General features: G+C 70.0%; 24 protein-coding genes. 21 read left to right on the top strand and 3 right to left on the bottom strand.

The annotated features are described in order from the left end of the window. Nucleotide 1: 1 nt before the first annotated feature. The 9 genes from KF910_RS06475 to KF910_RS06435 all read left to right on the top strand — a co-directional run bounded on the left by KF910_RS06475 (nucleotide 2) and on the right by KF910_RS06435 (nucleotide 7,329). Nucleotides 2–439: a biopolymer transporter ExbD gene (locus KF910_RS06475; RefSeq protein WP_292259755.1), complete on the top strand. Its 438-nt coding sequence runs from the start codon at nucleotides 2–4 to the stop codon at nucleotides 437–439. A gap of 116 nt (nucleotides 440–555) precedes the next feature. Beyond that, nucleotides 556–2,085: a UbiD family decarboxylase gene (locus KF910_RS06470; protein ID WP_292259753.1), complete on the top strand. Its 1,530-nt coding sequence runs from the start codon at nucleotides 556–558 to the stop codon at nucleotides 2,083–2,085. A gap of 52 nt (nucleotides 2,086–2,137) precedes the next feature. Further along, nucleotides 2,138–3,964, top strand: coding sequence for a M14 family metallopeptidase (locus KF910_RS06465; protein ID WP_292259752.1), 1,827 nt, complete (start codon nucleotides 2,138–2,140; stop codon nucleotides 3,962–3,964). Continuing rightward, complete coding sequence (locus tag KF910_RS06460; protein ID WP_292259751.1) at nucleotides 3,964–4,359, top strand: MAPEG family protein; 396 nt, start codon at nucleotides 3,964–3,966, stop codon at nucleotides 4,357–4,359. Before KF910_RS06465 ends, KF910_RS06460 begins: the two co-directional genes overlap by 1 nt. A gap of 51 nt (nucleotides 4,360–4,410) precedes the next feature. Continuing rightward, nucleotides 4,411–5,760 (top strand): TldD/PmbA family protein, encoded by a 1,350-nt coding sequence (locus tag KF910_RS06455; protein ID WP_292259749.1) that lies wholly within the window; start codon nucleotides 4,411–4,413, stop codon nucleotides 5,758–5,760. Next, a complete protein-coding gene (locus KF910_RS06450) occupies nucleotides 5,757–6,563 on the top strand; it encodes a 3'(2'),5'-bisphosphate nucleotidase CysQ (RefSeq protein WP_292259747.1) in 807 nt (268 codons plus the stop codon). Before KF910_RS06455 ends, KF910_RS06450 begins: the two co-directional genes overlap by 4 nt. 32 nt (nucleotides 6,564–6,595) lie before the next feature. Continuing rightward, nucleotides 6,596–6,838 (top strand): DUF4170 domain-containing protein, encoded by a 243-nt coding sequence (locus KF910_RS06445; RefSeq protein ID WP_292259746.1) that lies wholly within the window; start codon nucleotides 6,596–6,598, stop codon nucleotides 6,836–6,838. A 63-nt stretch (nucleotides 6,839–6,901) separates the two neighbouring features. Continuing rightward, nucleotides 6,902–7,114 (top strand): hypothetical protein, encoded by a 213-nt coding sequence (locus tag KF910_RS06440; RefSeq protein WP_292259745.1) that lies wholly within the window; start codon nucleotides 6,902–6,904, stop codon nucleotides 7,112–7,114. Then, the gene (locus tag KF910_RS06435; protein ID WP_292259744.1) at nucleotides 7,111–7,329 is read left to right on the top strand and encodes a hypothetical protein; all 219 of its coding nucleotides are present in this window, start codon (nucleotides 7,111–7,113) and stop codon (nucleotides 7,327–7,329) included. Before KF910_RS06440 ends, KF910_RS06435 begins: the two co-directional genes overlap by 4 nt. Nucleotides 7,330–7,333: 4 nt before the next feature. Here KF910_RS06435 and KF910_RS06430 read toward each other — a convergent pair whose 3' ends face one another. Continuing rightward, nucleotides 7,334–7,999 carry a fused DSP-PTPase phosphatase/NAD kinase-like protein gene (locus tag KF910_RS06430; RefSeq protein ID WP_292259743.1) on the bottom strand — a complete coding sequence of 222 codons (666 nt, stop codon included), beginning with the start codon at nucleotides 7,997–7,999 and terminating at the stop codon, nucleotides 7,334–7,336. A gap of 80 nt (nucleotides 8,000–8,079) precedes the next feature. On the opposite strand from KF910_RS06430, the gene KF910_RS06425 reads away from it, so the two are divergent. Genes KF910_RS06425 through lpxK form a run of 4 tightly spaced genes read left to right on the top strand, consistent with a single transcriptional unit; the run spans nucleotide 8,080 to nucleotide 12,905 of the window. Continuing rightward, nucleotides 8,080–9,903 carry an ABC transporter ATP-binding protein gene (locus KF910_RS06425; RefSeq protein ID WP_292259742.1) on the top strand — a complete coding sequence of 608 codons (1,824 nt, stop codon included), beginning with the start codon at nucleotides 8,080–8,082 and terminating at the stop codon, nucleotides 9,901–9,903. After that, a complete protein-coding gene (locus KF910_RS06420) occupies nucleotides 9,900–10,586 on the top strand; it encodes a lysophospholipid acyltransferase family protein (RefSeq protein WP_292259741.1) in 687 nt (228 codons plus the stop codon). Before KF910_RS06425 ends, KF910_RS06420 begins: the two co-directional genes overlap by 4 nt. A 1-nt stretch (nucleotide 10,587) precedes the next feature. After that, the gene (locus tag KF910_RS06415) at nucleotides 10,588–11,883 is read left to right on the top strand and encodes a 3-deoxy-D-manno-octulosonic acid transferase (RefSeq protein WP_292259740.1); all 1,296 of its coding nucleotides are present in this window, start codon (nucleotides 10,588–10,590) and stop codon (nucleotides 11,881–11,883) included. Then, nucleotides 11,880–12,905: a tetraacyldisaccharide 4'-kinase gene (lpxK, locus tag KF910_RS06410; RefSeq protein WP_292259739.1), complete on the top strand. Its 1,026-nt coding sequence runs from the start codon at nucleotides 11,880–11,882 to the stop codon at nucleotides 12,903–12,905. The genes KF910_RS06415 and lpxK overlap by 4 nt, the downstream gene beginning before the upstream one ends. Here the strand turns inward: lpxK and KF910_RS06405 are convergent. Continuing rightward, the gene (locus KF910_RS06405) at nucleotides 12,887–14,206 is read right to left on the bottom strand and encodes a metal-dependent hydrolase family protein (RefSeq protein ID WP_292259738.1); all 1,320 of its coding nucleotides are present in this window, start codon (nucleotides 14,204–14,206) and stop codon (nucleotides 12,887–12,889) included. The genes lpxK and KF910_RS06405 overlap by 19 nt on opposite strands. A 125-nt stretch (nucleotides 14,207–14,331) precedes the next feature. Here KF910_RS06405 and KF910_RS06400 point away from each other — a divergent pair, with 125 nt between their 5' ends. The 3 genes from KF910_RS06400 (at nucleotide 14,332) to gap (ending at nucleotide 17,641) form a co-directional block, all read left to right on the top strand. Beyond that, nucleotides 14,332–15,033: a murein L,D-transpeptidase catalytic domain-containing protein gene (locus KF910_RS06400; protein ID WP_292259737.1), complete on the top strand. Its 702-nt coding sequence runs from the start codon at nucleotides 14,332–14,334 to the stop codon at nucleotides 15,031–15,033. A gap of 49 nt (nucleotides 15,034–15,082) precedes the next feature. Then, nucleotides 15,083–16,525, top strand: coding sequence for an aldehyde dehydrogenase family protein (locus tag KF910_RS06395; protein WP_292259736.1), 1,443 nt, complete (start codon nucleotides 15,083–15,085; stop codon nucleotides 16,523–16,525). A gap of 108 nt (nucleotides 16,526–16,633) precedes the next feature. Further along, the gene (gap, locus tag KF910_RS06390; protein WP_292259735.1) at nucleotides 16,634–17,641 is read left to right on the top strand and encodes a type I glyceraldehyde-3-phosphate dehydrogenase; all 1,008 of its coding nucleotides are present in this window, start codon (nucleotides 16,634–16,636) and stop codon (nucleotides 17,639–17,641) included. Between the two features lie 51 nt (nucleotides 17,642–17,692). Here the strand turns inward: gap and KF910_RS06385 are convergent, their stop codons facing one another. Continuing rightward, nucleotides 17,693–18,040 (bottom strand): endonuclease domain-containing protein, encoded by a 348-nt coding sequence (locus KF910_RS06385; RefSeq protein WP_292259733.1) that lies wholly within the window; start codon nucleotides 18,038–18,040, stop codon nucleotides 17,693–17,695. Between the two features lie 87 nt (nucleotides 18,041–18,127). Between KF910_RS06385 and KF910_RS06380 the strand changes: the two genes are divergently transcribed. From KF910_RS06380 to rpoH, 5 genes are all read left to right on the top strand, one after another. Continuing rightward, nucleotides 18,128–19,327, top strand: coding sequence for a phosphoglycerate kinase (locus KF910_RS06380; RefSeq protein ID WP_292259732.1), 1,200 nt, complete (start codon nucleotides 18,128–18,130; stop codon nucleotides 19,325–19,327). A gap of 92 nt (nucleotides 19,328–19,419) precedes the next feature. Next, entirely contained in the window at nucleotides 19,420–20,499 is a 1,080-nt protein-coding gene (fba, locus tag KF910_RS06375; protein WP_292259730.1) for a class II fructose-bisphosphate aldolase, read from the top strand. A 70-nt stretch (nucleotides 20,500–20,569) separates the two neighbouring features. Beyond that, the gene (locus tag KF910_RS06370; RefSeq protein WP_292259903.1) at nucleotides 20,570–21,550 is read left to right on the top strand and encodes an RluA family pseudouridine synthase; all 981 of its coding nucleotides are present in this window, start codon (nucleotides 20,570–20,572) and stop codon (nucleotides 21,548–21,550) included. Continuing rightward, on the top strand, nucleotides 21,547–22,239 hold the full coding sequence (locus tag KF910_RS06365; RefSeq protein WP_292259728.1) for a hypothetical protein: 693 nt from the start codon (nucleotides 21,547–21,549) through the stop codon (nucleotides 22,237–22,239). Before KF910_RS06370 ends, KF910_RS06365 begins: the two co-directional genes overlap by 4 nt. Before the next feature lie 221 nt (nucleotides 22,240–22,460). Next, nucleotides 22,461–23,348 (top strand): RNA polymerase sigma factor RpoH, encoded by an 888-nt coding sequence (gene rpoH / locus KF910_RS06360; protein WP_292259726.1) that lies wholly within the window; start codon nucleotides 22,461–22,463, stop codon nucleotides 23,346–23,348. Nucleotides 23,349–23,350 lie beyond the last annotated feature (2 nt).

The raw sequence follows: 23,350 nt of genomic DNA, 5'->3' as shown, positions 1-23,350 counted from the left end.
CATGGGCGCCAAACTTTCCGGCCCGGGCGGCCAAGGCGGCAAGACCATCGACCAGAACGCGGAGATCAACGTCACCCCGTTCGTGGACGTGATGCTGGTTCTGCTGATCATCTTCATGGTCTCGGCCCCGCTGGCCACCGTCTCGATCCGCCTGGACCTGCCGCCGGCCGTGCCGAACGACGACCCGAACCCCAAGGAGCCGGTGTATATCACCATCCAGGAGACGGGCTCGCTGTTCATCGCCGAACAACAGACCACCATCGAAACCCTGGCCGCCGACGTCTGCGCCGCCCTGCAGCCCACGCCCAACTGCCGCGACGAGCGCGTCTTCGTCCGCGCCCAGCCGGAAGTGCGCTACAACCAGTTCATGGAAGTCATGAACGACATGCAGGAGAACGGCTTCTTCAAGGTCGGCCTGCTGAACGAAGACATCGAATAGGCGTCTCGCCGCTTCGAAACGGATCAGGCCGCGTCCCGATGGACGCGGCCTTTTTCGTGGACCATGGACCGCTCTGGACAGGTGACAGCCGCCGTCGCGCCGCCTAATCCATCGGGATGGCCTACAAGTCCCTGCGCGACTTCATCGACATGCTGGAAGCCGAGGGCGAGCTGGTGCGCGTCGCCCAGCCGGTCTCGACCCAACTGGAGATGACCGAGATCCAGACCCGGCTGCTGCGCAACGGCGGGCCGGCGGTCCTGTTCGAAAAGCCCGTGATGCCCGACGGGTCGATCAGCCCCATCCCCTGCCTGGCCAATCTGTTCGGCACGGTGAAGCGAGTGGCCATGGGGGTGACCCTGGACAAGAAGGCGCGCGCCACGGCCGGCGACCTGCGCGAGGTGGGCGAGCTTCTGGCCTTCCTGCGCAACCCGACGCCGCCGCGCGGCCTGGGCGACGCCATGGAGATGCTGCCCTTGGCCCAGACCGTGATGTCGATGCGGCCCAGGACGGTGAAGACGGCGCCGGTGCAGCAGGTGGTGCTGAAGGGCGACCAGATCGACCTGACCGCCCTGCCCGTCCAGGGCTGCTGGCCCGGCGAGCCGGCGCCCCTGATCACCTGGGGCCTGGTGGTCACCCAGGGGCCTACGGACGCGGCGGAGGACGACTTCAACCTGGGTGTCTATCGCATGCAGGTGCTGGGCAGGGACCGGGCCATCATGCGCTGGCTGGCCCACCGCGGCGGGGCCCAGCACTACGCCCGGCACAGGAAGGCCGGAAAGCGCGAGCCCCTGCCCGCCGCCGTGGTTCTGGGGGCCGATCCGGGGACCATACTGGCGGCGGTGACGCCGGTGCCGGACACCCTGAGCGAATACCAGTTCGCCGGCCTGCTGCGCGGCGCCAAGGCCGAGCTGGTTCCCTGCAAGACCGTGCCCCTGATGGTCCCGGCCCAGGCCGAGATCGTGCTGGAGGGCCATGTGCTGCTGGACGAGCATGCACCGGAGGGGCCCTATGGCGACCACACCGGCTATTACAACTCGGTCGAGACCTTCCCGGTGTTTCAGGTGACGGCGATCACCATGCGCCGCGACCCGATCTATCTGACCACCTTCACCGGCCGGCCGCCGGACGAGCCCAGCGTGCTGGGCGAGGCGCTGAATGAGGTGTTCATCCCCCTGCTGCGCGCCCAGTTTCCGGAGATCGTCGACTTCTGGCTGCCGCCCGAGGGGTGCAGCTATCGCATCGCCGTGGTGTCGATGAAGAAGGCCTATCCGGGCCACGCCAAGCGGGTGATGCTGGGCGTGTGGAGCTATCTGCGCCAGTTCATGTACACCAAATGGGTCATCGTCGTGGACGACACGGTGAACGCCCGCGACTGGAAGGACGTGATGTGGGCCATCTCGACCCGCATGGACCCGGCCCGCGACATCACGGTGATCGAGAACACCCCGATCGACTATCTGGACTTCGCCAGCCCCGAGAGCGGCCTGGGGTCCAAGATCGGCCTGGACGCCACCGACAAATGGCCGCCCGAGACCAGGCGTGAATGGGGCCAGGAAATCCGCATGGACGAGGCGGTGGTCGAACGGGTCAGCGAGATGTGGGACAGCCTGGGCCTGCCCGGTGACGGCGCCCCCATCTGGAAATGACGGCGAAGCGGTCTAAGGTCGCCGCTCCTTCGCCCGCTGGGACCCGAACGCCATGATCCGTCTCGCCGCCCTGGCCGCCCTGTGTCTGTCCTTGTCGAGCCCCGCCATGTCGCAATCCCTGCCCAACGTCGCCCCGTGGGATCAGGCCTTCCTGCCGCCCGCCCCGGAATGGAATGGGGCCAGCCGGGCCCTGTTGCGGGATGGGGGCGACCGCTGGGCCACCGATTTCGAGCGTGATCCGGCCCACGACTTCAGCCCGAACTATGCCGACACCCGCGCCTGGTTCGACCGGCTGGACCAGGCCAGCGACCTGATCCGCATCGAACAGTTCGGCGTCTCGCCCGAGGGGCGGCCCCTCTATGCGGTGATCGCGTCCAGGGACGGCGCGGCCTTTGATCCGGCCAAGCCGGTGCTGCTGGCCCAGGCCGGCATCCATCCGGGCGAGATCGACGGCAAGGACGCGGGGATGATGCTGCTGCGGGACATCGCCTTCTATGGCAAGTCCGAGCTGCTGGACCGGGTCAATCTGATCCTGGTTCCCATCCTGTCGGTCGACGGGCACGAGCGGTCCAGCCCCTATTCCCGGCCGAACCAGCGCGGGCCGCGCATCCAGGGCTGGCGCAACACGGCGACGAACCAGAACCTGAACCGCGACTATCTGAAGATGGACCAGGCCGAGATGCGCGCGGTTCGCGGCCTGATCCTGAAATACCGGCCCGACCTCTATGTCGACATCCATGTCACCGACGGCATGGATTATCAGTACGACGTCACCTTCGGCTACAATGGCGAGAACGGGGTCTGGAGCCGCAGCCCGGCGACGGCCCAATGGCTGGACGCCGTCTTCCGGCCCGAAGTCTATGGCGCCCTGGAGGCCCAAGGGCACATCCCCGGCGAACTGGTGTTCGGCCTGGACGGCGACGATCCGAAGAAGGGGCTGTCGGACGGCGGCCTGGGCGAGCGGTTCTCGAACGGCTGGGGCTCGGCCGCCCATGTGCCGACCATACTGATCGAGAACCACAGCCTGAAACCGCACGAGCAGCGGGTGCTGGGCACCTATGTCTTCCTGGAGGCGGCGATGCGGCTGCTGGCCGAACAGGGCGCGGATCTTCGCGCCGCCGCCACGGCCGACGCCGCCCTGCGCCCGGCCGAGATCCCGACCAATTTCGAGCCGGACCCGACCCCCGCCTACACCCGCGCCTTCAAGGGCATCCGCTACGAGACCTATGTCAGTCCGGCCTCGGGACGGGAGGAAATCCGCTGGCTGGGCCAGGCCGATCCGGAGGTCTGGAACCTGCCCTTCTACGGCTCGCGCCCGACCCTGACCCTGGCGCGGCCGGAGGCCTATTGGGTGCCGGCGCATCGGGCGGACGTGATCGAGCGTCTGCGCGCCCACGGCGTCCAGATGGAGACCCTGACCCAGCCGCGCACCGTGTCGGTCGAGATGCTGCGCCTGGTCGATCCGCAGGTGTCGCCGCGGGCCAATGAGGGCCATGTGCCCATTCGGGTGACCCAGGTGACGCCCGAGCGGCGCGACTGGACCTTCGCGCCCGGATCGGTGCGCGTGCCGACCGATCAGGCCCTGGGCGATGTGGCGATCCTGATGCTGGAACCCCAGTCGGTCGAGAGCCTGTTCGCCTGGGGCCTGTTCCCCGAGGTTCTGAGCCGGGTGGAGTATATGGAGGCCTACGCCATCGCGCCAATGGCCGACCGTATGCTGGCGGCCGATCCGGCGCTGAAGGCCGAGTTCGAGGCGAAGCTGGCGGCCGACGCCGAATTCGCCGCCAACGGCGACGCGCGCCTGGCCTGGTTCTATGAACGGACGCCGTTCCACGACGACCGCTATAGGCTTTATCCGGTGGCGAGGGAGGTTCGCTGATGACCCAAGCCCTTCATGCGGCAGGCCTGTGGACAGGTCTGTTGATTGTTCTTCTGGTGGTGCTGTCCGCCCTGGTGGTGACGCGGCGGCGGCGGCGGCTGGTCGCCTTCGGCGACGGCGGCCACGCGGACCTGACGGCCGCCAGCCGCGCCTTCGGCAACGCCAGCGAATATGCGCCGGTCGGCATCGCGGGCCTGATCCTTCTGGCCCTGCTGGGGGCGCCGGTGGTGACGGTGCATGCGGTGGGGGCGACCCTGTTCCTGGGGCGGATCGTCCATGCCCTGGGCCTGCTGTTCCAGAAGGGGCCGTCGCTGGGCCGCATCCTGGGCATGGTGCTGACCTATCTGGCGCTGATCGCGGCGGCGGCGGGGCTGATCGCCCTGGCCGTGGGCTGAGGCCGGGCGCAGGGCCGTTGCGGCGGGGCGGGCGGTCCGCCATATCGGGGCATGGCCGCCTCCCCCACACCGCCCGCCGAACTGTTGCATGACCTGGTCGCCGACGCCCTGAAGGCCGGCGCCGACGCCGCCGAGGCGGTGACGGCCTTTCGCGCCGCCCTGTCGGTCGGGGTCCGAAACGGAGCCCTGGAGGATGTCGAGCGCGAGGAGAGCCGAGACCTGGGCCTGAGGGTCTTCGTCGGACGGCGGCAGGCGACCGTCTCGGCCTCGGACCTGTCGCCCCAGACGCGGGCGCGCCTGGTCGAGCGGGCCGTGGCCATGGCCCGGCTGGCGCCCGAGGATCCCTATGCCGGACTGGCGCCCGAGGACCGGCTGGCGCGCGGGCCGTTCGCGGACCTGGACCTGCACGACCCGGCCGGCCGGACCGCCCAGCAGCTGGAGCAGGCGGCCGCCGAGGCCGAGGGCGCGGCCCTGGCCGTGGCCGGCGTGGCCCGATCGGAGGGCGGGCACGCCAGCTGGTCCGACAGTGAATGGCGGCTGGTCACCTCTCACGGATTCGACGGCGCCTATCGCGGCAGCGGCTATTCCCTGGGCGTCGGGGTCATCGCCGAAAAGGACGGGGCCATGGAGCGCGGGGGCGAAAGCCGCACCACCCGCCACCTGGCCGATCTGCCGAACGCCCCGGCCATCGGGGCCGAGGCCGGACGGCGCGCCGTCTCGCGCCTGGGCCCGCGGAAGATCGCCTCGACCACCGCGCCGGTCATCTTCGAAAACCGCGTCGCCACCCAGGTGCTGTCGCCCCTGGTCTCGGCCATGGCCGGGCCGGCGGTGGCGCGGGGGGTGTCCTTCCTGAAGGACCGGCTGGGCCAGAGGGTGCTGCCGCAGGGCGTGGACCTGATCGACGACCCGTTCCGGGTGCGCGGCCTGGGCTCGACCCCCTTCGATGACGAGGGCGTCGCGGTCGAACGCCGGGCCATCGTCGAGGACGGCGTCGTGGCGACCTGGCTGCTGAACAGTTCGGCGGCGGCCCAGCTGGGCATGGCCTCGACCGGCCACGCCTCACGCGGGCTGGCGGGGCCGCCGGGGGTTTCCGGACACAATCTGCACCTGGCGCCCGGAGACGCCGACCTGAACGGCCTGATGGCCCGGGCGGGGCGCGGCCTGGTGGTCGCCTCGATGTTCGGGCCGTCGCTGAACCCCAACACCGGCGACTGGTCGGCGGGGGTGTCGGGGTTCTGGTTCGAGGACGGAGAGATCGCCTACCCGGTCAGCGAGGTCACGGTGGCGGGGCGGCTGATCGACCTCTACGCCCGGCTGGAGCGCGGATCGGACCTGGAGTTCCGCGGGGCGTTCAACAGTCCGTCGCTGCTGTTCGACGCGGTGGCGATCGCGGGCAAATGAGCGCCGACGCAACCGACCGGGCCGAGGACCTGGCCCTGATCCGCCAGGCGGCGATCGCGGCGGGCGCCTTGGCCCTGAGCGAACGCGAGGCCGGGCTGAAGATCTGGTCCAAGTCGGGCGGATCGCCGGTCACGAGCGCCGACATGGCGGTGGACCGGGTCTTGCGCGAGACCCTGCTGAACGCCCGGCCCGACTATGGCTGGCTGTCGGAAGAGACGGCGGATTCGGCCGAGCGACTGTCGAGACGGCGCATCTTCGTGGTCGATCCGATCGACGGCACCGTGGCCTATATGAAGGGCAAGCCCTGGTGGTGCGTGCCCATCGCCGTGGTCGAGGACGGGGTTCCCGTGGCCGCCGTCATCCACGCCCCCGCCCTGGACGAGACCTATGAGGCGGTGGCCGGACAGGGCGCGCGGCTGAACGGGCGGCCGATCACAGCCTCGGATGCGGATGCGCTGGACGACGCGGCCATGCTGGCCGATGCGCGGCTGATGGAAGGGCCGCTGTGGCCCGAGCCCTGGCCGCCGATGCGGTTCGAGAAACGCAACGCCATCGCCTATCGCATGGCCCTGGTGGCGGCCGGCGCCTTCGACGCGGCGGTGGCCCTGACGCCGAAGTGGGACTGGGACGTGGCCGCCGGCGCCCTGATCGCCGCCGAAGCGGGTGCGAAGGTGTCGGATCACCGGGGCGAGCCCTGGCGATTCAACCGGCCCGATCCGCGCCAGGCCAGCCTGGTCTGCGCCGCGCCAGCGCTGCACCCGTTGATCGTGGCGCGCTGTGCGACTATCCCGCTGGCCCCATAGTCCCTCCTCCCCCCGCCTTTGCCGGAGCCCCCATGGCCGCGACCGAAACCCAGAACCCGCAACTGCTGCACCTCGTCATCGGCGGAGAGCTGCGCCACCTGGACGCCCCGGTGTTCCGCGACCTGTCCAAGGTCGAGTTCGTCGGCGCCTTCGGCAGCTATGAAGAGGCCAAGAAGGCCTGGAAGGCCCGCGCCCAGGCGACGGTCGACAACGCCCATATGCGGTTCTTCATCCTGCACGCGCACAAGCTGATCGACCCGCGCATCGAGGCCTGACGGAACCGCCCCCTCGCCTGGGGCGCTTTTCCGGGGCAAGCTTCGCCGAAGGAGGTCCGAGCCGTGACCACTCTGATGATCGTTCTGGCCCTGGCGGTCCTGGCCGTCGGCATCGTCTGGTGGGCTGTCCGCCGGACGCCCGCGCGACCCTATGAGCAGCGGCTGGAGCAGGACACGGCCTGGAACGATCCGGTGACGCCGGCCGACGCCAAGCCGGATGCGGCGCCCGCCGACCCCTTCGCCGCCGCGCCGCCCGGCCGGGAGCCGCAACCATGAACCTGTTCGGACGCGAACTGGGGCCGCAGGAGATCGCCAGCCTGGTCGCCATGCTGGCCCTGCTGGCCTACTGGCTGTTCGTGCTGCGGGGCGAGCGCGGCTATGCGCGCTGGTTCAAGCAGTGGGAGGCCGAGCGCAAGGCCCGCCGCGACGCCGAACTGGCCCGCGAGCGGGGCGAGGCCGACCCCGAGAAACACGGCGGCCCCTGGGGCTGAGGCCCTATTCGCGCCGCAGGAGGCTTTCGGTCAGCAGGGTTCCCCACCACGAGGCCTTGAAGGCCGCCTTGATGGCCTTGGGGTCATAGGCCGGCCGTTCGACCCATTGCAGGAAATCCAGGCCGGCGGGCTCGCCTTCGGCGACATAGAGTTCCAGCGTATAGTCCAGCACCCCGGTCAGGCCCTCGCGGTGGTGAAGGGTGCGCTTGCCCAGTTCGGCCATGGCCCGAGACACGGGCTCGCCCAGGTGGAAATGCCGGTACAGAACCGCCATCAGCCCGGCCCGGTCCGCGCCCGACTTGCAGTGGATCAGAGCCGGATACCGGATCATGCGGAACAGGTCGCGGGCGCGCCGCACCCGGTCGGCGCCGGGCGGATCGCGCGAATCCAGGGGCGCGTCGATCAGGGTCAGGCCGAGGCGGCGACAGGCGTCGGCCTCGAGCCAGTAATAGGGTTCGTCGCGGGCGCCGCGCAGATTGATGACCGTCCGCACGCCGCGCCGCTTCCAATAGGCCAGCTGGCCCGGCGACGGCTGGTTTGTGCGCACCAGGTCCGGCCCCAGCCAGTGGGCGTTGGCGAAAGCCGTGCGCAGGAAGGCGTGATCCCCCCAGAAATAGCGCCAGTGGGCCTTGAATCGGCCCCATCGGGTGCTCAGGTCCGCGCGGGTCATGACCTGCTCTTTAGGGGGTGACGCACACCGCGTCATCCATTCGGGTTGACTTGACCGTCCAGCCGTCCGACCGAGGACCGATGACCGAAGCGACCGTTCCCGCAGAGGCCGAGGGCCTGCGCCCCCTGATGGGGCGGATCTGGCGCGACTATCTTTCGCATCATGTCGGCGCCCTGGTCGCGGCCATGGCCTGCGCGGCGGTGGCGGGCCTGATGTCGGCCACGGTGCTGAAACTGCTGGAGCCGGCGATCAACGGCCTGTTCCAGAACGCGCCGGTCGAGGTCTGGGGCCTGATCCGCGTGCCGCCGGGCAAGGCGCCGGTCTATATCCCGGCCATCATCATCGGCGTGGCCCTGGTGTGGACGGCGGCGGCCCTGGGCCAGGCGGCCCTGGTCAACCGGCTGGGCCACGGCATCGTCGGCGACATCCAGATCCGCCTGTTCGGGGCCATGATCCGCGCCGACCTGACCCGGTTGCGCAGCCAGCATTCGGGCGCCTTCGTCTCCAGCGTCCTGTTCGACGCCAACCTGGTGCGCGAGGCCTTCACCAACGGGGTGGTCAACTACACCCAGCATGGGCTGACCCTGGCGGCGGTGCTGCTGTCCATGGCCTTCATCGACTGGCGTCTGACGCTGATCGTGCTGCTGGGCGTGCCGATGATCAGCCTGGTGCTGCGGCGGTTCTCGCGCCGGACGCGCAAGGCCACCACCGGGGCGATGAAGGAGACCGAGGTCCTGTCCACCGCCCTGATGGAGAATCTGGACGGGGTGCGGCTGATCAAGATCGAGAACCGCGAGGCGGCCGAGGAGGCCCGCGTCGGCGAGGTGGTGGGCCGGCGCCAGCGCCATGTGATCAAGTCCGCCGACGCCCGCGCCTTCGCCGGGCCCGCCAGCAATCTGGTGGCCATGATCGTGGTGGCGGCGGTGATGGCCTATGCCGGATGGCGCGCCCAGCAGGGCGGCATGACGGTGGGCGCCTTCGCCGCCTTCATCGGCCTGCTGATGGCGGCGGGCCAGTCGCTGCGTCAGGTGACCAATCTTCAGACCGTGATGACCGAGGGGCTGACGGCCGCACGGCGGCTGTTCGACGCCCTGGACATCCAGCCCGAGATCCGAGAGGCGGCCGACGCCGCCGCCCTGCCGCGCGGCCCGGCCGAGGTGCGGCTGGACGGGGTCTCCTTCGCCTATGGAGACGGCGCCCCGACCCTGCGCGACGTGTCGATCACCGTGCGGCCGGGCGAGACCGTGGCCCTGGTCGGTCCGTCCGGCGGGGGCAAGTCGACGATCCTGAGCCTGCTGCCGCGCTTTTATGATGTCACCGGCGGCGCGGTGACGATCAACGGGCGGGATGTGCGCGGGCTGAAGCTGCACGACCTGCGCGACCACATCGCCCTGGTGACCCAGGAGCCCTTCCTGTTCGACGACACCATCGCCGCCAACATCGCCTATGGCCGGCCGGGCGCGACGCAAGGCCAGATCGAGGATGCGGCCCGTGCGGCGGCGGCGCATGACTTCATCACCGCCCTGCCCGAGGGTTATCAGACACGCGGCGGTGAGGGCGGCCTGCGCCTGTCGGGCGGCCAGCGCCAGCGGATCGCCATCGCCCGCGCCTTCCTGAAGGACGCGCCCATCCTGCTGCTGGACGAGGCGACCAGCGCCCTGGACACCGAGAGCGAGGCCCTGGTCCAGGCGGCGCTGGAGCGGCTGATGCAGGGGCGCGCCACATTGATGATCGCCCACCGCCTGTCGACCGTGCGCGGGGCCGACCGCATCTATGTGATCGAGGCCGGGCGAGTGGTCGAGGAAGGGTCCCACGCCGAACTGCTGGCCCGGGGCGGCCTCTACGCCCGGCTGGCGCGGCAGCAGTCGCTGGACGGCGGCCCGGCGGTGGAGAACGTGGCGTGAGGCCGCTGCGGATTCCCTGGATCCAGGCCAGCCTGGCCTGGGTGCTGGCGTCGTGGATGCGGCTGTGTTTCGTCACCATGCGCTGGTCGCGCGAGAACGAGGCGGCGGCCCAGGCGGTTTGGGACCAGGGCGGCGGGGTGCTGTGCGTCTTCTGGCATTCGCGCCTGTCGCTGGCGCCCGGCGCCTGGCCGCTGGATCGGGCCCAGCCGGTCAAGGGCCTGATCTCCCTGTCCGCGGACGGGGAATTCCTGGCCAAGGCCATGGCGCGGGTCGGCTTTCCCGCCGTGCGCGGATCGTCAGCCAACAAGGACAAGGCGGCCCAGGCCAAGGGCGGGTCGCAGGCCCTGCGCGACGGCCTGCGCCAGCTGAAGGTCGGCGGCCTGGCCATCACGCCCGACGGCCCGCGCGGCCCGGCCGGGGTCATGGCCGAAGGGCTGGGCGTCATGGCGCGGATGTCGGGGGCGCCGGTGGTGCTGATGGGCCTGTCGTGCAACCCGGCCATCCGGCTGAACTCCTGGGACCAGGCCATCCTGCCCCTGCCGTTCGGCCGCGCCGCCATCGTCTGGGACGTGGTCGCCTGGCCCGAGGGCGGCGAGACGGCCGCCGTCCTGGCCGACTGGACCGAACGGCTGAACGCCGCCGAGGCGCGGGCCGACGCCCTGGTCGGGGCAGGGCGGAACTGAGATGACCTTGGGGCTGGTCCTCTACCGCTGGCTGACCTGCCTGGTCGAGCCGCTGGCCCCGCGCCTGCTGGACGCCCGCGTGCGGCGGGGCAAGGAGGACGACGACCGCGTCGATGAGCGGCTGGGCTACGCCGGGGCCGCACGGCCGGACGGCGCCCTGGTCTGGCTGCATGGCGTCAGCGTCGGCGAGGCGGTGTCCCTGCTGCCGCTGGTGGAGCTGTTCCGGAAGGCGCGGCCGGACCTGACCGTCCTGGTCACCACCGGCACGGTGACGGCGGCGGGGGTGATGGCCGAGCGCCTGCCCGTCGGCGTGATCCATCAGTATGCGCCGGTCGATGCGCCGGGCGTGGTCGGGCGGTTCCTGGATCACTGGCGCCCGTCGCTGGCGGTGTTCGTGGAAAGCGAGCTGTGGCCCAATCTTCTGACCCAGGCGCGGGCGCGCGGCGTGCGGACGGCCCTGGTCAGCGCGCGGGTGACGGAAAGGACCGTGACGGGCTGGCGCCGGTTCGCGGGCGCGGCGCGCGAGCTGCTGGGCGGGTTCGACCTGGTCATGCCCCAGGATGCGGACTCGGCCGAACGGCTGGCGTCCCTGGGGGCGCGCATCGACGGCCACGCCAATCTGAAGCTGGCGGGCGGCCCCCTGCCCCATGACGCCAGCGCCTTCAGCCGCCTGTCGGCCGCCATCGGCGACCGGCCCGTGGTCGCCGCCGTCAGCACCCACGAGGGCGAGGAGATCGCCGTCGTCCGCGCCCTGGACCGCCTGACCGAGCGGCTGTTCCTGATCGTGGCGCCGCGCCATCCCGAGCGGGGGCCGGAGGTCGCCCAGGGCCTGGCGCGCGACGGCTATCGCTTCGCCCTGCGGTCCCAGGGCCAGCCGGTGACGGGCGAGACCGACCTCTATGTGGTCGATACGCTGAACGAGATGGGGCTGGTGCTGCGACTGGCGGACGTGGTGGTCATGGGGGGCTCGTTCGCCCCGGCCCTGGGGCGGGCGGAGGTTGGCGGGCACAATCCGCTGGAGCCGGCGAGGTTGGGCAAGCCCATCGTGGCCGGGCCGGACGCCGCCAACTGGGCCGCGGTGACACAAGGCCTGGCGGAGGCCGGGGGCCTGACCGTCGTGGCGGCGCCGTCGGACCTGCCGGGCGTGATCGGGCCTCTGCTGGCCGATCCGAACGCCGCCCGCGCCATGGGTGAGCGGGCGCGGCGCGCGGCGGCAGAGGCGTCGTCGGACCTGGATCGCCTGTGGGCCGCGCTGGAGCCGATCCTGCCGCCCGCGCCGGGCCGGAGGCGTCGATGAGCCTGTCGACCCCCCGCTGGTGGTATCGCCGCGACCGCAGCCATGCGCCGGTGACACGGTTTCTGCTGAAGCCCCTGTCGTGGATCTGGGCCGGGGCGACGGCGCGGCGCATCGCGCGGGCGGTTCCGGTCGATCCGGGCGCGGCGGTGATCTCGGTCGGAAACCTGACGGTCGGCGGATCGGGCAAGACGCCGGTGGCGCGCGAGATTCTGCGTCTGCTGCGGACCCAGGGAATCGAGGCCCAGGCCCTGTCGCGCGGCTATGGCGGGCGACTGGCGGGGCCGACGCGGGTCGATCCGGCCGCCCATACCGCCGCCGATGTGGGGGATGAGCCGCTGATGCTGGCGCGGGACGCCCCGGCCTGGGCCGCGCGCGACCGGGTGGCGGGGGCCAGGGCCGCCGTGGTCGCAGGCGCGCAGGCGCTGGTGCTGGACGACGGGCACCAGAACCCGGCGCTGAGAAAGACCGTCAGCCTGATCGTGGTGGATGGCGAGACGCGCGACGGCGAATGGCCGTTCGGCGACGGATCGGTCTTCCCGTCCGGCCCGATGCGCGAACCGCTGAAGGCCGGGCTGGCGCGCGCCGATGCGGTGGTCATCCTGGCGCCCGGCGACGCCGAATCCATTGACGGCGAACTGTTCGCCCTGTTCCGCCCCCTGCCGGTGTTCGCCGCGCGACTGGTCGCCGCCGAGCCGCCGCCGTCAGGACCGCAAGTCGGGTTTGCGGGGGTGGCCAAGCCGTGGAAGGTCGAGCGGTCGCTGATCGCCGCCGGATGCGATCTGGTGGACTTCGTCCCCTTCCCCGACCACGCCGCCTTCGGCCCCAAGGACCTGGCCTTCCTGGCCGAGCGGGCCGAGGTGATGGGCGCGAGCCTGGTGACCACGGAAAAGGACTGGGTGCGCCTGCCGCCCGAATGGCGCGAGCGGGTGCGCGCCTGGCCCGTGGCGGCCCGGTTCGAGGATCAGGCGGGCTTCACCGCCTTCCTGACCGAGAAGATCGGCGCCTATTCGTCGTCGCGATAGACGACCCCACCCTTCATCACGAAACGCATCCGCTCCAGTTCGGTGACGTCGCTGAGCGGATCGCCCGCCACGGCGACCAGGTCGGCGGGCAGGCCCGGCGCGATGCGGCCGGCCTCGGCCGCCAGGCCCAGGTGTTCGGCGGCGTTGACGGTGGCGGTGCGGATGGCCTCGATGGGGGTCAATCCGGCGCGGACCAGAAGGGCGAACTCCCCGGCGTTGTCGCCATGGGCCGAGACGCCCGTGTCGGTGCCGAAGGCGATCCGCACCCCGCCGGCATGGGCGCGGCGCGCCATGTCCAGCATCTGGGGGCCGGCCTGAAGCGCCTTGGCCGTCTGGGCCGGGGTGAGGAAATTGTCCGGGCCCGAGGCGATGCGGGTCACGAAGTCCCCGGCCATCAGGGTCGGCACCAGCCAGGCGCCGTTCTGGCGAAACAGGCGGATGGATTCGGCGTCCAGATAGGTGCCGTGCTCGATCGAGTCGCCGCCGGCGCGCAGGAAGGCGTTGACCCCGTCGGTCCCGTGGGCGTGGGCGGTGACGCGCCGGCCCATGCGATGGGCGGCCTCGACGATGCCCGCCAGTTCGGCGTCCGAGAACTGCTGGGCCAGGCCGGCGGCGGTGTTGGACAGGACCCCGCCCGTGGCCGTGATCTTGATCACATCGGCCCCGGCCCGCACCTGCAACCGGACCGCGCGCATGCAGTCTTCCGGGCCCGAACAGATGTTCTCGCCGGTGAACATATGCATGATGTCTTCGCGATAGCCGTTGATGTCGCCATGACCGCCATGGACCGACACCGCCGCTCCCGAGGCCAGGATGCGCGGCCCGGGCACGTCGCCGCGCCGGATGGCGTCGCGCAGGGCGAAGATGGATTCATTGGGCGCGCCCAGGTCGGCCACGGTGGTGAAGCCGGCCATCAGGGTCGAACGCGCGTGCCGGGCGCCGATCAGGGCCTGGTCCGATTCCGACTGGGTCACCCCGTCCAGGCGCGAACTGGCGCTGGTTTCGCCGGTCAGATGGACATGGCTGTCGATCAGGCCCGGCAGGACGAAGGCGTGGCGCAGATCGACCACCCGGCCCTCGCCCACGAAGCCGTCGCGGATTTCGACCACCCGACCGTCCCGGATCACGAGAGTTTTATCCCGCTGGACGGAACCTTCCGCCGGGTCGGCCAGCAGCCGCCCGGCCTGGACGAACACGGTTTCGCCCGCCGCGGGAACGCCCTGCGATTCCGGGCCTTGGCGGGCCTGTGCAGGCGCGGAAACGGCGATGGCGGCCACCAGGGCCAGGATGACGGACTTCATGGGCTCCCCCTCAGGAACGGTCCCGCACCATAGACACGAGGTCGCATTCGCCAAGGCTCAGGTTGAAAGCCACGCCCGGTTTTGAAACAACCCGTCACTTCCTGTGAACATGCGAGGGGCGTCGCATGCGGCTTTCGAGACGTGGACTGATCCTGGGCGGCTCCGCCCTTCTGAGCGGATGCGCTTCGGCGGCGTCCACGCGGGTGGCGCCTTCGGCCGTCGCCCTGGCCCCGGCCGCCGCGCCGCAGGCCGAGGCCGCGCCGCGCGTGGTCATGGCGGCGCAGTCCGTCGTCCCGCCGCCGCTGGACCCCCAGAACCGCGTCCGCAAGGACCTGATGGATCGGGCCCTGGTCGCCCTGGACACCCATCACCGCCGCATTCCCCTGCGCGACCGGATGTATCTGGTCGATTTCCAGCGCTTCTCGGGCGAGGAGCGGCTGTATGAGGTGGACCTGGTCACCGGCCATGTCGCGGCCTTCCGCACCAGCCACGGCCGCGGCTCGGACCCGGCGCATTCGGGCTATGCGCGCGATTTCTCGAACACCCCGGACAGCCACATGTCCTCGGTCGGCGCCTATGTCACCGCCGGCGCCGGATGGGGCCGGCAGCAGGGGCCGAACGTGCTGCTGGACGGGCTGGAATATTCCAACGACCGGGCGCGCGATCGGGCCATCATCGTGCACGGCGCCGACTATGCCGATCCGGACTTCCTGGCGCGCGAGGGCAAGCTGGGCCGCAGCTACGGCTGTTTCTCGACCGCCCACGCCGACCTGCCGATGCTGCGCGAACGGATGGGCGAGGGCCGGCTGCTGTTCGCCCTCGCCTGACAAGCGGCGTCGGGCGTCGTAAAGCGGCCTCTGCGATAGAGGACGCGCCATGGACGACACCCTGCACCTTGAACATTTGATCGGCGGCCGCCGTGTCGGCGGGCCGCGCGGCGCCGAGATCCGCAACCCGTCCGACACCGACGAGGTGGTGGCCCTGACGCCCCAGGGCGGTCCCGCCGAGGTGGAGGCCGCCGTCGCCGCGGCCCGCGCCGCCTTCCCCGCCTGGTCCGAGGCCACGCCCGAGGCGCGCAGCGATATTCTGGACCGCGCCGGAACCCTGCTGATGGAGCGGCGCGAGACGATCGGGCGGCTGCTGTCGCGCGAGGAGGGCAAGACCCTGGCCGAAGGGATTGGCGAGACGGTGCGCGCCGGGCGCATCTTCAAATATTTCGCGGGCGAGGCCCTGCGGCGTCACGGGCTGAACCTGGACAGCGTGAGGCCGGGCGTGGAGGTCCAGACCCGGCGCGAGGCGGTGGGGGTGTTTGGCCTGATCACCCCCTGGAACTTCCCCATCGCCATTCCGGCGTGGAAGGCGGCCCCGGCCCTGGCCTTCGGCAACACAGTGGTGATGAAGCCCGCCGGTCCGACCCCCGCGACGGCCAGCGCCCTGGCCGACATCCTGATGGAAGCCGGCCTGCCCGAGGGGGTGTTCAACCTGGTCATCGGCCGCGGCGACGTGGGCCAGGCCATCGTCGATCACCCCGAGGTGGACGGCCTCAGCTTCACCGGATCGCAGGGCGTGGGGGCGGGCGTGGCCCTGGGCGCCGCGAAACGTCAGGCGCGGGTGCAGCTGGAGATGGGCGGCAAGAACCCTCTGGTGGTGCTGGATGAAGCCGACCTGGAGCGGGCGGTTATGGTGGCGCTGGACGGGGGCTTCTTCTCGACCGGCCAGCGTTGCACCGCCTCCAGCCGCCTGATCGTGACCGACGGCATCCACGACCGCTTCGTCGCCGCCCTGGCGGAAAAGGTCGCAAGCCTGAAGGTCGGCCACGCCCTGGCGCCCGACACCCAGGTCGGCCCCGCCGTCAGCCAGGGCCAGCAGGAAAACGACTACAGCTACATCGACATCGCGCGCGAATCCGGGGGCCGCATCGCCGCGGGTGGCGAGCGCATCACCGCCGCCACGCCCGGCTGGTACGTCCAGCCGACCCTGATCGCCGACACCGACCCGGCCATGCGGATCAACCGGGAAGAGGTGTTCGGCCCGGTCGTCTCGACCGTGCGGGTGCGGGATTACGAAGAGGCCCTGGCCGTCGCCAACGGCACCGAGTTCGGCCTGTCGTCGGGCATCGTCACCACCTCATTGAAGCATGCCCGCGATTTCCAGCGGCGGGTGCGGGCGGGGATGGTGATGGTCAATCTGCCGACCGCCGGGGTGGACTATCACGTGCCGTTCGGCGGCTCGAAGAAGTCCAGCTTCGGTCCGCGCGAGCAGGGGTTCGCGGCCATCGACTTCTACACCCAGACCAAGACGGCCTACAGCTGGGTCTAGACGCCCGGCGTTACAGTCGATCACGGCTTGTTACGTCGCCGGGCTTGAATCCCCCGGCGGCCCGCCGCATTGAGACGGCCAACATCACACCTCAGGGAGATCGCCATCATGACCGTTCGTGTCGCCATCAATGGGTTCGGCCGCATCGGCCGCCTGGTCCTGCGTTCGATCGTCGAGCATGGCCGTCGCGACATCGAGGTGGTGGCGATCAACGACCTGGGCCCGGTGGCCACCAATGCCCACCTGCTGAAATACGATTCGGTCCATGGCCGTTTCCCGGGCACGGTCGAGCATGGCGAAGACTGGATCGACGTGGGCCTGGGCAAGATCAAGGTCACGGCCGAGCGGGACCCGGCCAAGCTGCCGCACGCCGAGCTGAAGGTCGACATCGCCCTGGAATGCACCGGCATCTTCACCTCGCGCGACAAGGCCGCCGCCCACCTGACCGCAGGGGCCAAACGAGTTCTGGTCTCGGCCCCCGCCGACGGGGTGGAGAAAACCATCGTCTATGGCGTCAACCATGACGTCCTGACCGCCGACGACATCGTGGTGTCCAACGCCTCGTGCACCACCAACTGCCTGGCCCCAGTGGCCAAGGTGCTGCACGATCTGTTCGGCATCGAGCGCGGCTATATGACCACCATCCACGCCTACACCGGTGACCAGCCGACGCTGGATACGATGCACAAGGACCTGTATCGCGGCCGCGCCGCCGCCCTGTCGATGATCCCGACCTCGACCGGCGCGGCCAAGGCCGTGGGCCTGGTGCTGCCGGAACTGAAGGGCAAGCTGGACGGCTCGTCCATCCGCGTGCCGACGCCGAACGTCTCGGTGGTGGACCTGAAGGTGGTGCCCGGCCGCGACACCACGGTCGAAGAGGTCAACGCCGCCCTGCAGGCCGCCGCCGACGGCCCGATGAAGGGCGTCCTGGTCACCACCACCGACCCGGTGGTCTCCAGCGACATGAACCACATCGCCGCCTCTTCCACCGTCGCCCTGCCCCAGACCCAGGTCATCGAGGGCAAGCTGGTGCGGGTGATGAGCTGGTACGACAACGAATGGGGCTTCGCCACGCGACTGAGCGACACGGCGATGGCGATGGCGAAGTTCCTGTAAGACAGCCGACCGATGGTTCCCTTCTCCCCTCGTGGGAGAAGGTGGCCCGCGTCAGCGGGTCGGATGAGGGGGCTTTCGGCCCGCATGTTCGCGGATCGCGTCGAACACCCGGTTAGGATTGCTCAGCACCGCCTCGTTGCAGAACCGTAAGACGGTGAAGCCTTTCCGCAGAAGATCGGCGTCACGAAGCCTGTCTTCATTCTCTCGTAGGCGATGAATGCCGCCATCCAACTCGACAACCAGTTTCAGCTCGTAACAGCAGAAATCGGTGATCCACGGGCCGATGCGAGTTTGCCGTCGAAACTTCCAGTTCTCGAAACCCCGCCCGCGCAGCAGTCGCCACATCGCCGTCTCGGCGAGCGTCATATTGGACCGCAAGCGATTGGGTTGTTTCGGCATCCCCCTCATCCGTCATGCTGACGCATGACACCTTCTCCCACGAGGGGAGAAGGGATAACAACCCGCGATCCTTTGGAGAGCTGTCTCATGACCTTCCGCACTCTCGACGACGCGCACGACATCGCCGGCAAGACGGCCCTGGTGCGGGTGGATTTCAATGTGCCGATGGACGGGGGGCGGGTGGCCGACGATACGCGCCTGCGCGCCGCCCTGCCGACGATCCAGCGCCTGCGCGACGCCGGGACCAAGGTGGCGCTGCTGGCCCATTTCGACCGGCCCAAGGGACAGCGCGTCCCCTCCATGAGCCTGCAGCCGGTGGTCGATGAGCTGGAGACCCTGCTGGGCGCGCCGGTGCGGTTCGCCGACGATTGCGTGGGCGAGGCGGCCAAGGCGGCGATCGCCGATCTGGACGCCGGCGGGGTGATCCTGCTGGAGAACGTCCGCTTCCACGCCGGCGAGGAGAAGAACGATCCCGCCTTCGCCCAACAGCTGGCCGCCATCGGCGACCTCTATGTCAACGACGCCTTTTCCGCCGCCCACCGCGCCCACGCCTCGACCGAGGGGCTGGCGCGCCTGCTGCCCGCCTATGCCGGCGAATCCATGCGGCGCGAGTTGGAAGCCCTGGACGCCGCCCTGGGCCAGCCCCAGCGGCCGGTGATCGGCATCGTCGGAGGGGCCAAGGTCTCGACCAAGCTGGACCTGCTGAAGAACCTGGTCGGCAAGCTGGACCGGCTGGCCATCGGGGGCGGCATGGCCAACACCTTCCTCTACGCCCAGGGCCACGACATCGGCGGCTCGCTGGCGGAAAAGGACATGGCCGACACGGCCCGCGCCATCATGGCCGAGGCCGAGGCCCAAGGGTGCGAACTGCTGCTGCCGGTCGATGTCGTGGTGGCCGCGGCGGTCAGTCCCGGCGTCGAGACCCGCACCTTGGCCATGGGCCAGCCCCTGTCGGCCGAGGACAAGATCTTGGACGCGGGACCGCAGTCGGTCGATCGCCTGGTCGCGGCCATGGACGCCTCCAGGACCCTGATCTGGAACGGGCCGCTGGGGGTGTTCGAGGTTCCGCCCTTCGACGCCGCCACCGTTGCGGCCGCTCGCCACGCCGGGGATCTGGCCAAGGCCGGACGGCTGGTCGCCGTGGCCGGGGGCGGCGACACGGTCGCGGCCCTGAACCACGCCGGGACGGCCGCCGACATGACCTTTGTCTCCACCGCCGGCGGCGCCTTCCTGGAATGGATGGAGGGCAAGCCCCTGCCGGGCGTCGAGGCGCTCAGATCAGCCTAAAGGGCTGGAATTCCCCGTGTAACAAAGCGTGACTTCCGGGGAGGGTCGGGCTAGACCCTGCGGCAAAAGAAACGGCTCAGGAGGCTATACCCATGGCGCGGATCACCCTGCGACAGCTGCTCGACCACGCGGCCGAGAACGACTACGGCCTGCCGGCCTTCAACATCAACAACATGGAGCAGGGCCTGGCCATCATGGAGGCCGCCGAGGCCGTGAACGCCCCGGTCATCATCCAGGCCAGCCGCGGCGCCCGCAGCTACGCCAACGACATCGTCCTGGCCAAGCTGATCGACGCCCTGGCCGAACTGTATCCGCACATCCCGGTCTGCATGCACCAGGACCATGGCAACGGCCCCGCCACCTGCGCCACCGCCATCCAGTACGGCTTCACCAGCGTGATGATGGACGGCTCGCTGGAGGAGGACGCCAAGACCCCGGCCAGCTACGAATACAATGTCGATGTGACCCGCCGCGTCGTCCAGATGGCCCACAGCTGCGGCGTCTCGGTGGAAGGCGAACTGGGCGTGCTGGGCTCGCTGGAAACCGGCATGGGCGAGGCCGAGGACGGCCACGGCTTCGAGGGCAAGCTGGATCACTCGGCCCTGCTGACCGACCCGGACCAGGCGGTCGATTTCGTGCGCGAGACCCAGGTGGACGCCCTGGCGATCGCCATGGGCACCAGCCACGGCGCCTACAAATTCAGCCGCAAGCCGGACGGCGACGTCCTGGCCATGAATGTGATCGAGGAGATCCACCGCCGCCTGCCGAACACCCACCTGGTGATGCACGGCTCGTCCTCGGTGCCGCAGGACCTGCAGGACATCATCAACCAGTACGGCGGCGCCATGCCCCAGACCTGGGGCGTGCCGGTCGAGGAGATCCAGCGCGGCATCAAGCATGGCGTGCGCAAGATCAACATCGACACCGACAACCGGATGGCCATCACCGGCGCCATCCGCAAGGTCATGGCCGAGAAGCCGGGCGAGTTCGACCCGCGCGCCTATCTGAAGCCCGCCAAGGAGGCGATGCGGAAGGTCTGCATCCAGCGTTTCCAGGAGTTCGGATGCGAGGGCATGGCCGACCGGATCAAGCCCCTGTCCACGGCCCAGATGGCCAAACGCTACGCCGCGGGCGAACTGGATCCGAACTTCGGAGCGGCCCGGGCGGCCTGAACCGGCTTGGGCGCGCGGCGGTGGGCAGGTTAGTCTGTCCGCCGTGACGCCCGCCCTCGAACCCGACGACATTGACGCCGATGGCGAGACCCTGGTCGTCTCGCTGGGCGAGGATGCGCGCGCCCTGCGTCTGGACAAGGCCCTGGCCGAGGCGGCGACGGGCCTGTCGCGGGCGCGCATCCAGGCGCTGATGGACGAGGGGGCGGTGTCGTTCGGCGGGGCGGCCGTGTCGGCCAAGACCAAGGCCCTGCCCGGCGACTATCTGATCGCCCTGCCACCGGTCATCCCGGCCGATCCGCGGCCAGAGGCCATTCCATTGACCGTCCTCTATGAGGACGCGGACCTGATCGTGATCGACAAGCCCGCCGGCATGGCCGCCCATCCGGCGCCGGGCAACGAGACCGGCACCCTGGTCAACGCCCTGCTGAATCACTGCGGCGCGTCCCTGTCCGGCATCGGCGGGGTAGCGCGGCCCGGGATCGTGCACCGGCTGGACAAGGACACCTCGGGCGTCATGGTCGCCGCCAAGTCGGACCGCGCCCACGCCGGCCTGTCGGCCCTGTTCGCTCGACACGATATAGAGCGCACCTACATCGCCCTGACGCGCGGGGCGCTTTCGCCGGCGCGGGGCCGGATCGAGACCCGCATCGGACGCTCCAGCGCCGACCGCAAGAAGATGGCCGTGCTGAAGTCCGGGGGCCGCGAGGCGATCACCGACTATGAGGTCGAGCGGGTGTTCGGCGCCCCCGCCAAGCGTGACGGCGCGCCCATGGCGGCCCGTGTCGCCTGCACCCTGCACACCGGGCGCACCCACCAGATCCGTGTGCATCTGGCCTCGAAGGGCGCGCCGATCCTGGGCGATCCGGTCTATGGCTCCGGCAGTCCCGCCGCCCCGGTCCGCGCCGCCATCGCTGAGACGGGCCTGAACCGACAGGCGCTCCACGCCGCAGTCCTGGGGTTCGTCCATCCGGTGACCGGCGAGGCCCTGCGCTTCGAGACGCCGCCGCCAGGAGACATGCAGGCGCTCGAACACCTGCTGGACGCCCTTTGAGGCGCCTCGTCGCCAGCCTGGCCATTGTCCTTGCCGGTTGCGAGGCGGCAGGCGCACCGGGCAAGGCCAGCCCATCCGCCGAACCCAACGCCGCGGGTCTGGTCAGCCTGCCTTGCGACGGATCGGCTCCCCTGGCTCCGGTCGCGACCCGCTATTGCCGTGAGGATAGGCATTTCGTCCAACCCGCAGCGCGCGACGCCCTGGTCGATGCGGCGCGCGCCATTCGGGCCCGCTATCCGGGCGAGACGCTCCGCTTCATGGACGCCAGCGGTCCGGAAGGGATCAGGCCCTTCCCGCCCCACCTGAGCCACGGGGACGGCCGCCAGGTCGATCTGGCCCTCTATTACACCGATGCGGCGGGACGTCCGTTCGATCCGTTTCCGGTCATCGCCCGCTTCGGCGGCTACTGGCCGGCTGAGCCGCCAGCCCCAGGGGAGGCGCTCGCCTGTCCCGGGGGCCGCCCCGGCAAGGCGCAGAAGCCGGACCCGCCCGCCAATCGGCCATGGCGTCTGGATGACGAAAAGACGCGGGCGCTGCTGGACATCCTGGTCGCCGATCCGCGCGTCCGCCGCATTCTGATCGAACCCCATCTTGAACGGCGGCTGGGCCTCTGGGGCCACCCCAAGCTGCGCTTCGCCGGCTGCCAGGCGGCGAGGCACGACGACCATCTGCACATCGACTTCAACTGACCTTCGATGTCAGTCTTGATTAAGAACTGACTATCTGCTACAGAAACTGAGACCGAAAGATCGTGGCCTTGCCGCCACGTTTTCGACCTGGTGTGACGTTCCGCCTCTGGCCAAGCAGGCAACCGATCCCCAAGTCTTCGGTTGAGGGGTGAGGGCGCGGCGCACATTCGGTGGCCGAACTCGACGGACCCGCTCGGTATCGGTCGGAGGGATCACGGACTATGGCTGCCAACAACACGCTCGCGGTGATGTCGCCTGAACAGGGACTGTCGCGCTATCTTACTGAAATCCGCAAATTTCCGATGCTCAGCAAGGACGAAGAGTTCATGCTGGCAAAGCGCTGGAGCGAACATCAGGATCCCGAGGCCGCCCATCGTCTCGTCACCTCGCACCTGCGCCTGGTGGCCAAGATCGCCATGGGCTATCGCGGCTATGGCCTGCCGATCGGCGAGGTGATCTCGGAAGGCAACGTCGGCCTGATGCAGGCCGTCAAGAAATTCGACCCGGACAAGGGCTTCCGCCTGGCGACCTACGCCATGTGGTGGATTCGCGCCTCGATCCAGGAATACATCCTGCGGTCCTGGTCCCTGGTGAAGATGGGGACCACGGCGGCGCAGAAGAAGCTGTTTTTCAACCTGCGCAAGGCCAAGAGCCAGATCTCGGCCTTCGAGGAAGGGGACCTGCATCCCGAACACCTGACGGCCATCGCCACCAAGCTGGGCGTGTCCGAGCAGGAAGTCACCGACATGAACCGGCGGCTGGGCGGCGACGCCTCGCTGAACGCCCCCTTGCGCGCCGATGGCGAAAGCGAATGGCAGGACTGGCTGGCCGACGATACGGCGGTTTCCCAGGAAACCCAGCTGGCCGAGGACGAGGAAAAATCGATCCGCATGAGCCTGCTGCAGGAGGCCATGGAGGAGCTGACCGACCGCGAGAAGCACATCCTGACCGAGCGCCGCCTCAAGGACGATCCGGTGACCCTGGAAGAGCTGGCCGGCCAGTACGGCGTCAGCCGCGAACGCGTCCGTCAGATCGAGGTCCGCGCCTTCGAAAAGCTGCAGAAGGCCATGCGCGCCGCCGCCGAGGAACGGAACCTGGTCGACGCCTGACC

Source organism: Brevundimonas sp., assembly GCF_019636155.1.
Classification (GTDB): Bacteria; Pseudomonadota; Alphaproteobacteria; order Caulobacterales; family Caulobacteraceae; genus Brevundimonas.
The sequence above is the reverse complement of the archived record's forward strand: the minus strand, read 5'-3'. Positions and strand labels throughout refer to the sequence as shown.

What these genes read in the sequence shown, in the direction of transcription:
- KF910_RS06475 (WP_292259755.1), top strand. Translation starts at nt 2, where the DNA reads ATGGGCGCCAAACTTTCCGGCCCGGGCGGCCAAGGCGGCAAGACCATC.
- KF910_RS06470 (WP_292259753.1), top strand. Translation starts at nt 556, where the DNA reads ATGGCCTACAAGTCCCTGCGCGACTTCATCGACATGCTGGAAGCCGAG.
- KF910_RS06465 (WP_292259752.1), top strand. Translation starts at nt 2,138, where the DNA reads ATGATCCGTCTCGCCGCCCTGGCCGCCCTGTGTCTGTCCTTGTCGAGC.
- KF910_RS06460 (WP_292259751.1), top strand. Translation starts at nt 3,964, where the DNA reads ATGACCCAAGCCCTTCATGCGGCAGGCCTGTGGACAGGTCTGTTGATT.
- KF910_RS06455 (WP_292259749.1), top strand. Translation starts at nt 4,411, where the DNA reads ATGGCCGCCTCCCCCACACCGCCCGCCGAACTGTTGCATGACCTGGTC.
- KF910_RS06450 (WP_292259747.1), top strand. Translation starts at nt 5,757, where the DNA reads ATGAGCGCCGACGCAACCGACCGGGCCGAGGACCTGGCCCTGATCCGC.
- KF910_RS06445 (WP_292259746.1), top strand. Translation starts at nt 6,596, where the DNA reads ATGGCCGCGACCGAAACCCAGAACCCGCAACTGCTGCACCTCGTCATC.
- KF910_RS06435 (WP_292259744.1), top strand. Translation starts at nt 7,111, where the DNA reads ATGAACCTGTTCGGACGCGAACTGGGGCCGCAGGAGATCGCCAGCCTG.
- KF910_RS06430 (WP_292259743.1), bottom strand. Translation starts at nt 7,999, where the DNA reads ATGACCCGCGCGGACCTGAGCACCCGATGGGGCCGATTCAAGGCCCAC.
- KF910_RS06425 (WP_292259742.1), top strand. Translation starts at nt 8,080, where the DNA reads ATGACCGAAGCGACCGTTCCCGCAGAGGCCGAGGGCCTGCGCCCCCTG.
- KF910_RS06415 (WP_292259740.1), top strand. Translation starts at nt 10,588, where the DNA reads ATGACCTTGGGGCTGGTCCTCTACCGCTGGCTGACCTGCCTGGTCGAG.
- lpxK (WP_292259739.1), top strand. Translation starts at nt 11,880, where the DNA reads ATGAGCCTGTCGACCCCCCGCTGGTGGTATCGCCGCGACCGCAGCCAT.
- KF910_RS06405 (WP_292259738.1), bottom strand. Translation starts at nt 14,206, where the DNA reads ATGAAGTCCGTCATCCTGGCCCTGGTGGCCGCCATCGCCGTTTCCGCG.
- KF910_RS06400 (WP_292259737.1), top strand. Translation starts at nt 14,332, where the DNA reads ATGCGGCTTTCGAGACGTGGACTGATCCTGGGCGGCTCCGCCCTTCTG.
- KF910_RS06395 (WP_292259736.1), top strand. Translation starts at nt 15,083, where the DNA reads ATGGACGACACCCTGCACCTTGAACATTTGATCGGCGGCCGCCGTGTC.
- gap (WP_292259735.1), top strand. Translation starts at nt 16,634, where the DNA reads ATGACCGTTCGTGTCGCCATCAATGGGTTCGGCCGCATCGGCCGCCTG.
- KF910_RS06385 (WP_292259733.1), bottom strand. Translation starts at nt 18,040, where the DNA reads ATGCCGAAACAACCCAATCGCTTGCGGTCCAATATGACGCTCGCCGAG.
- KF910_RS06380 (WP_292259732.1), top strand. Translation starts at nt 18,128, where the DNA reads ATGACCTTCCGCACTCTCGACGACGCGCACGACATCGCCGGCAAGACG.
- fba (WP_292259730.1), top strand. Translation starts at nt 19,420, where the DNA reads ATGGCGCGGATCACCCTGCGACAGCTGCTCGACCACGCGGCCGAGAAC.
- rpoH (WP_292259726.1), top strand. Translation starts at nt 22,461, where the DNA reads ATGGCTGCCAACAACACGCTCGCGGTGATGTCGCCTGAACAGGGACTG.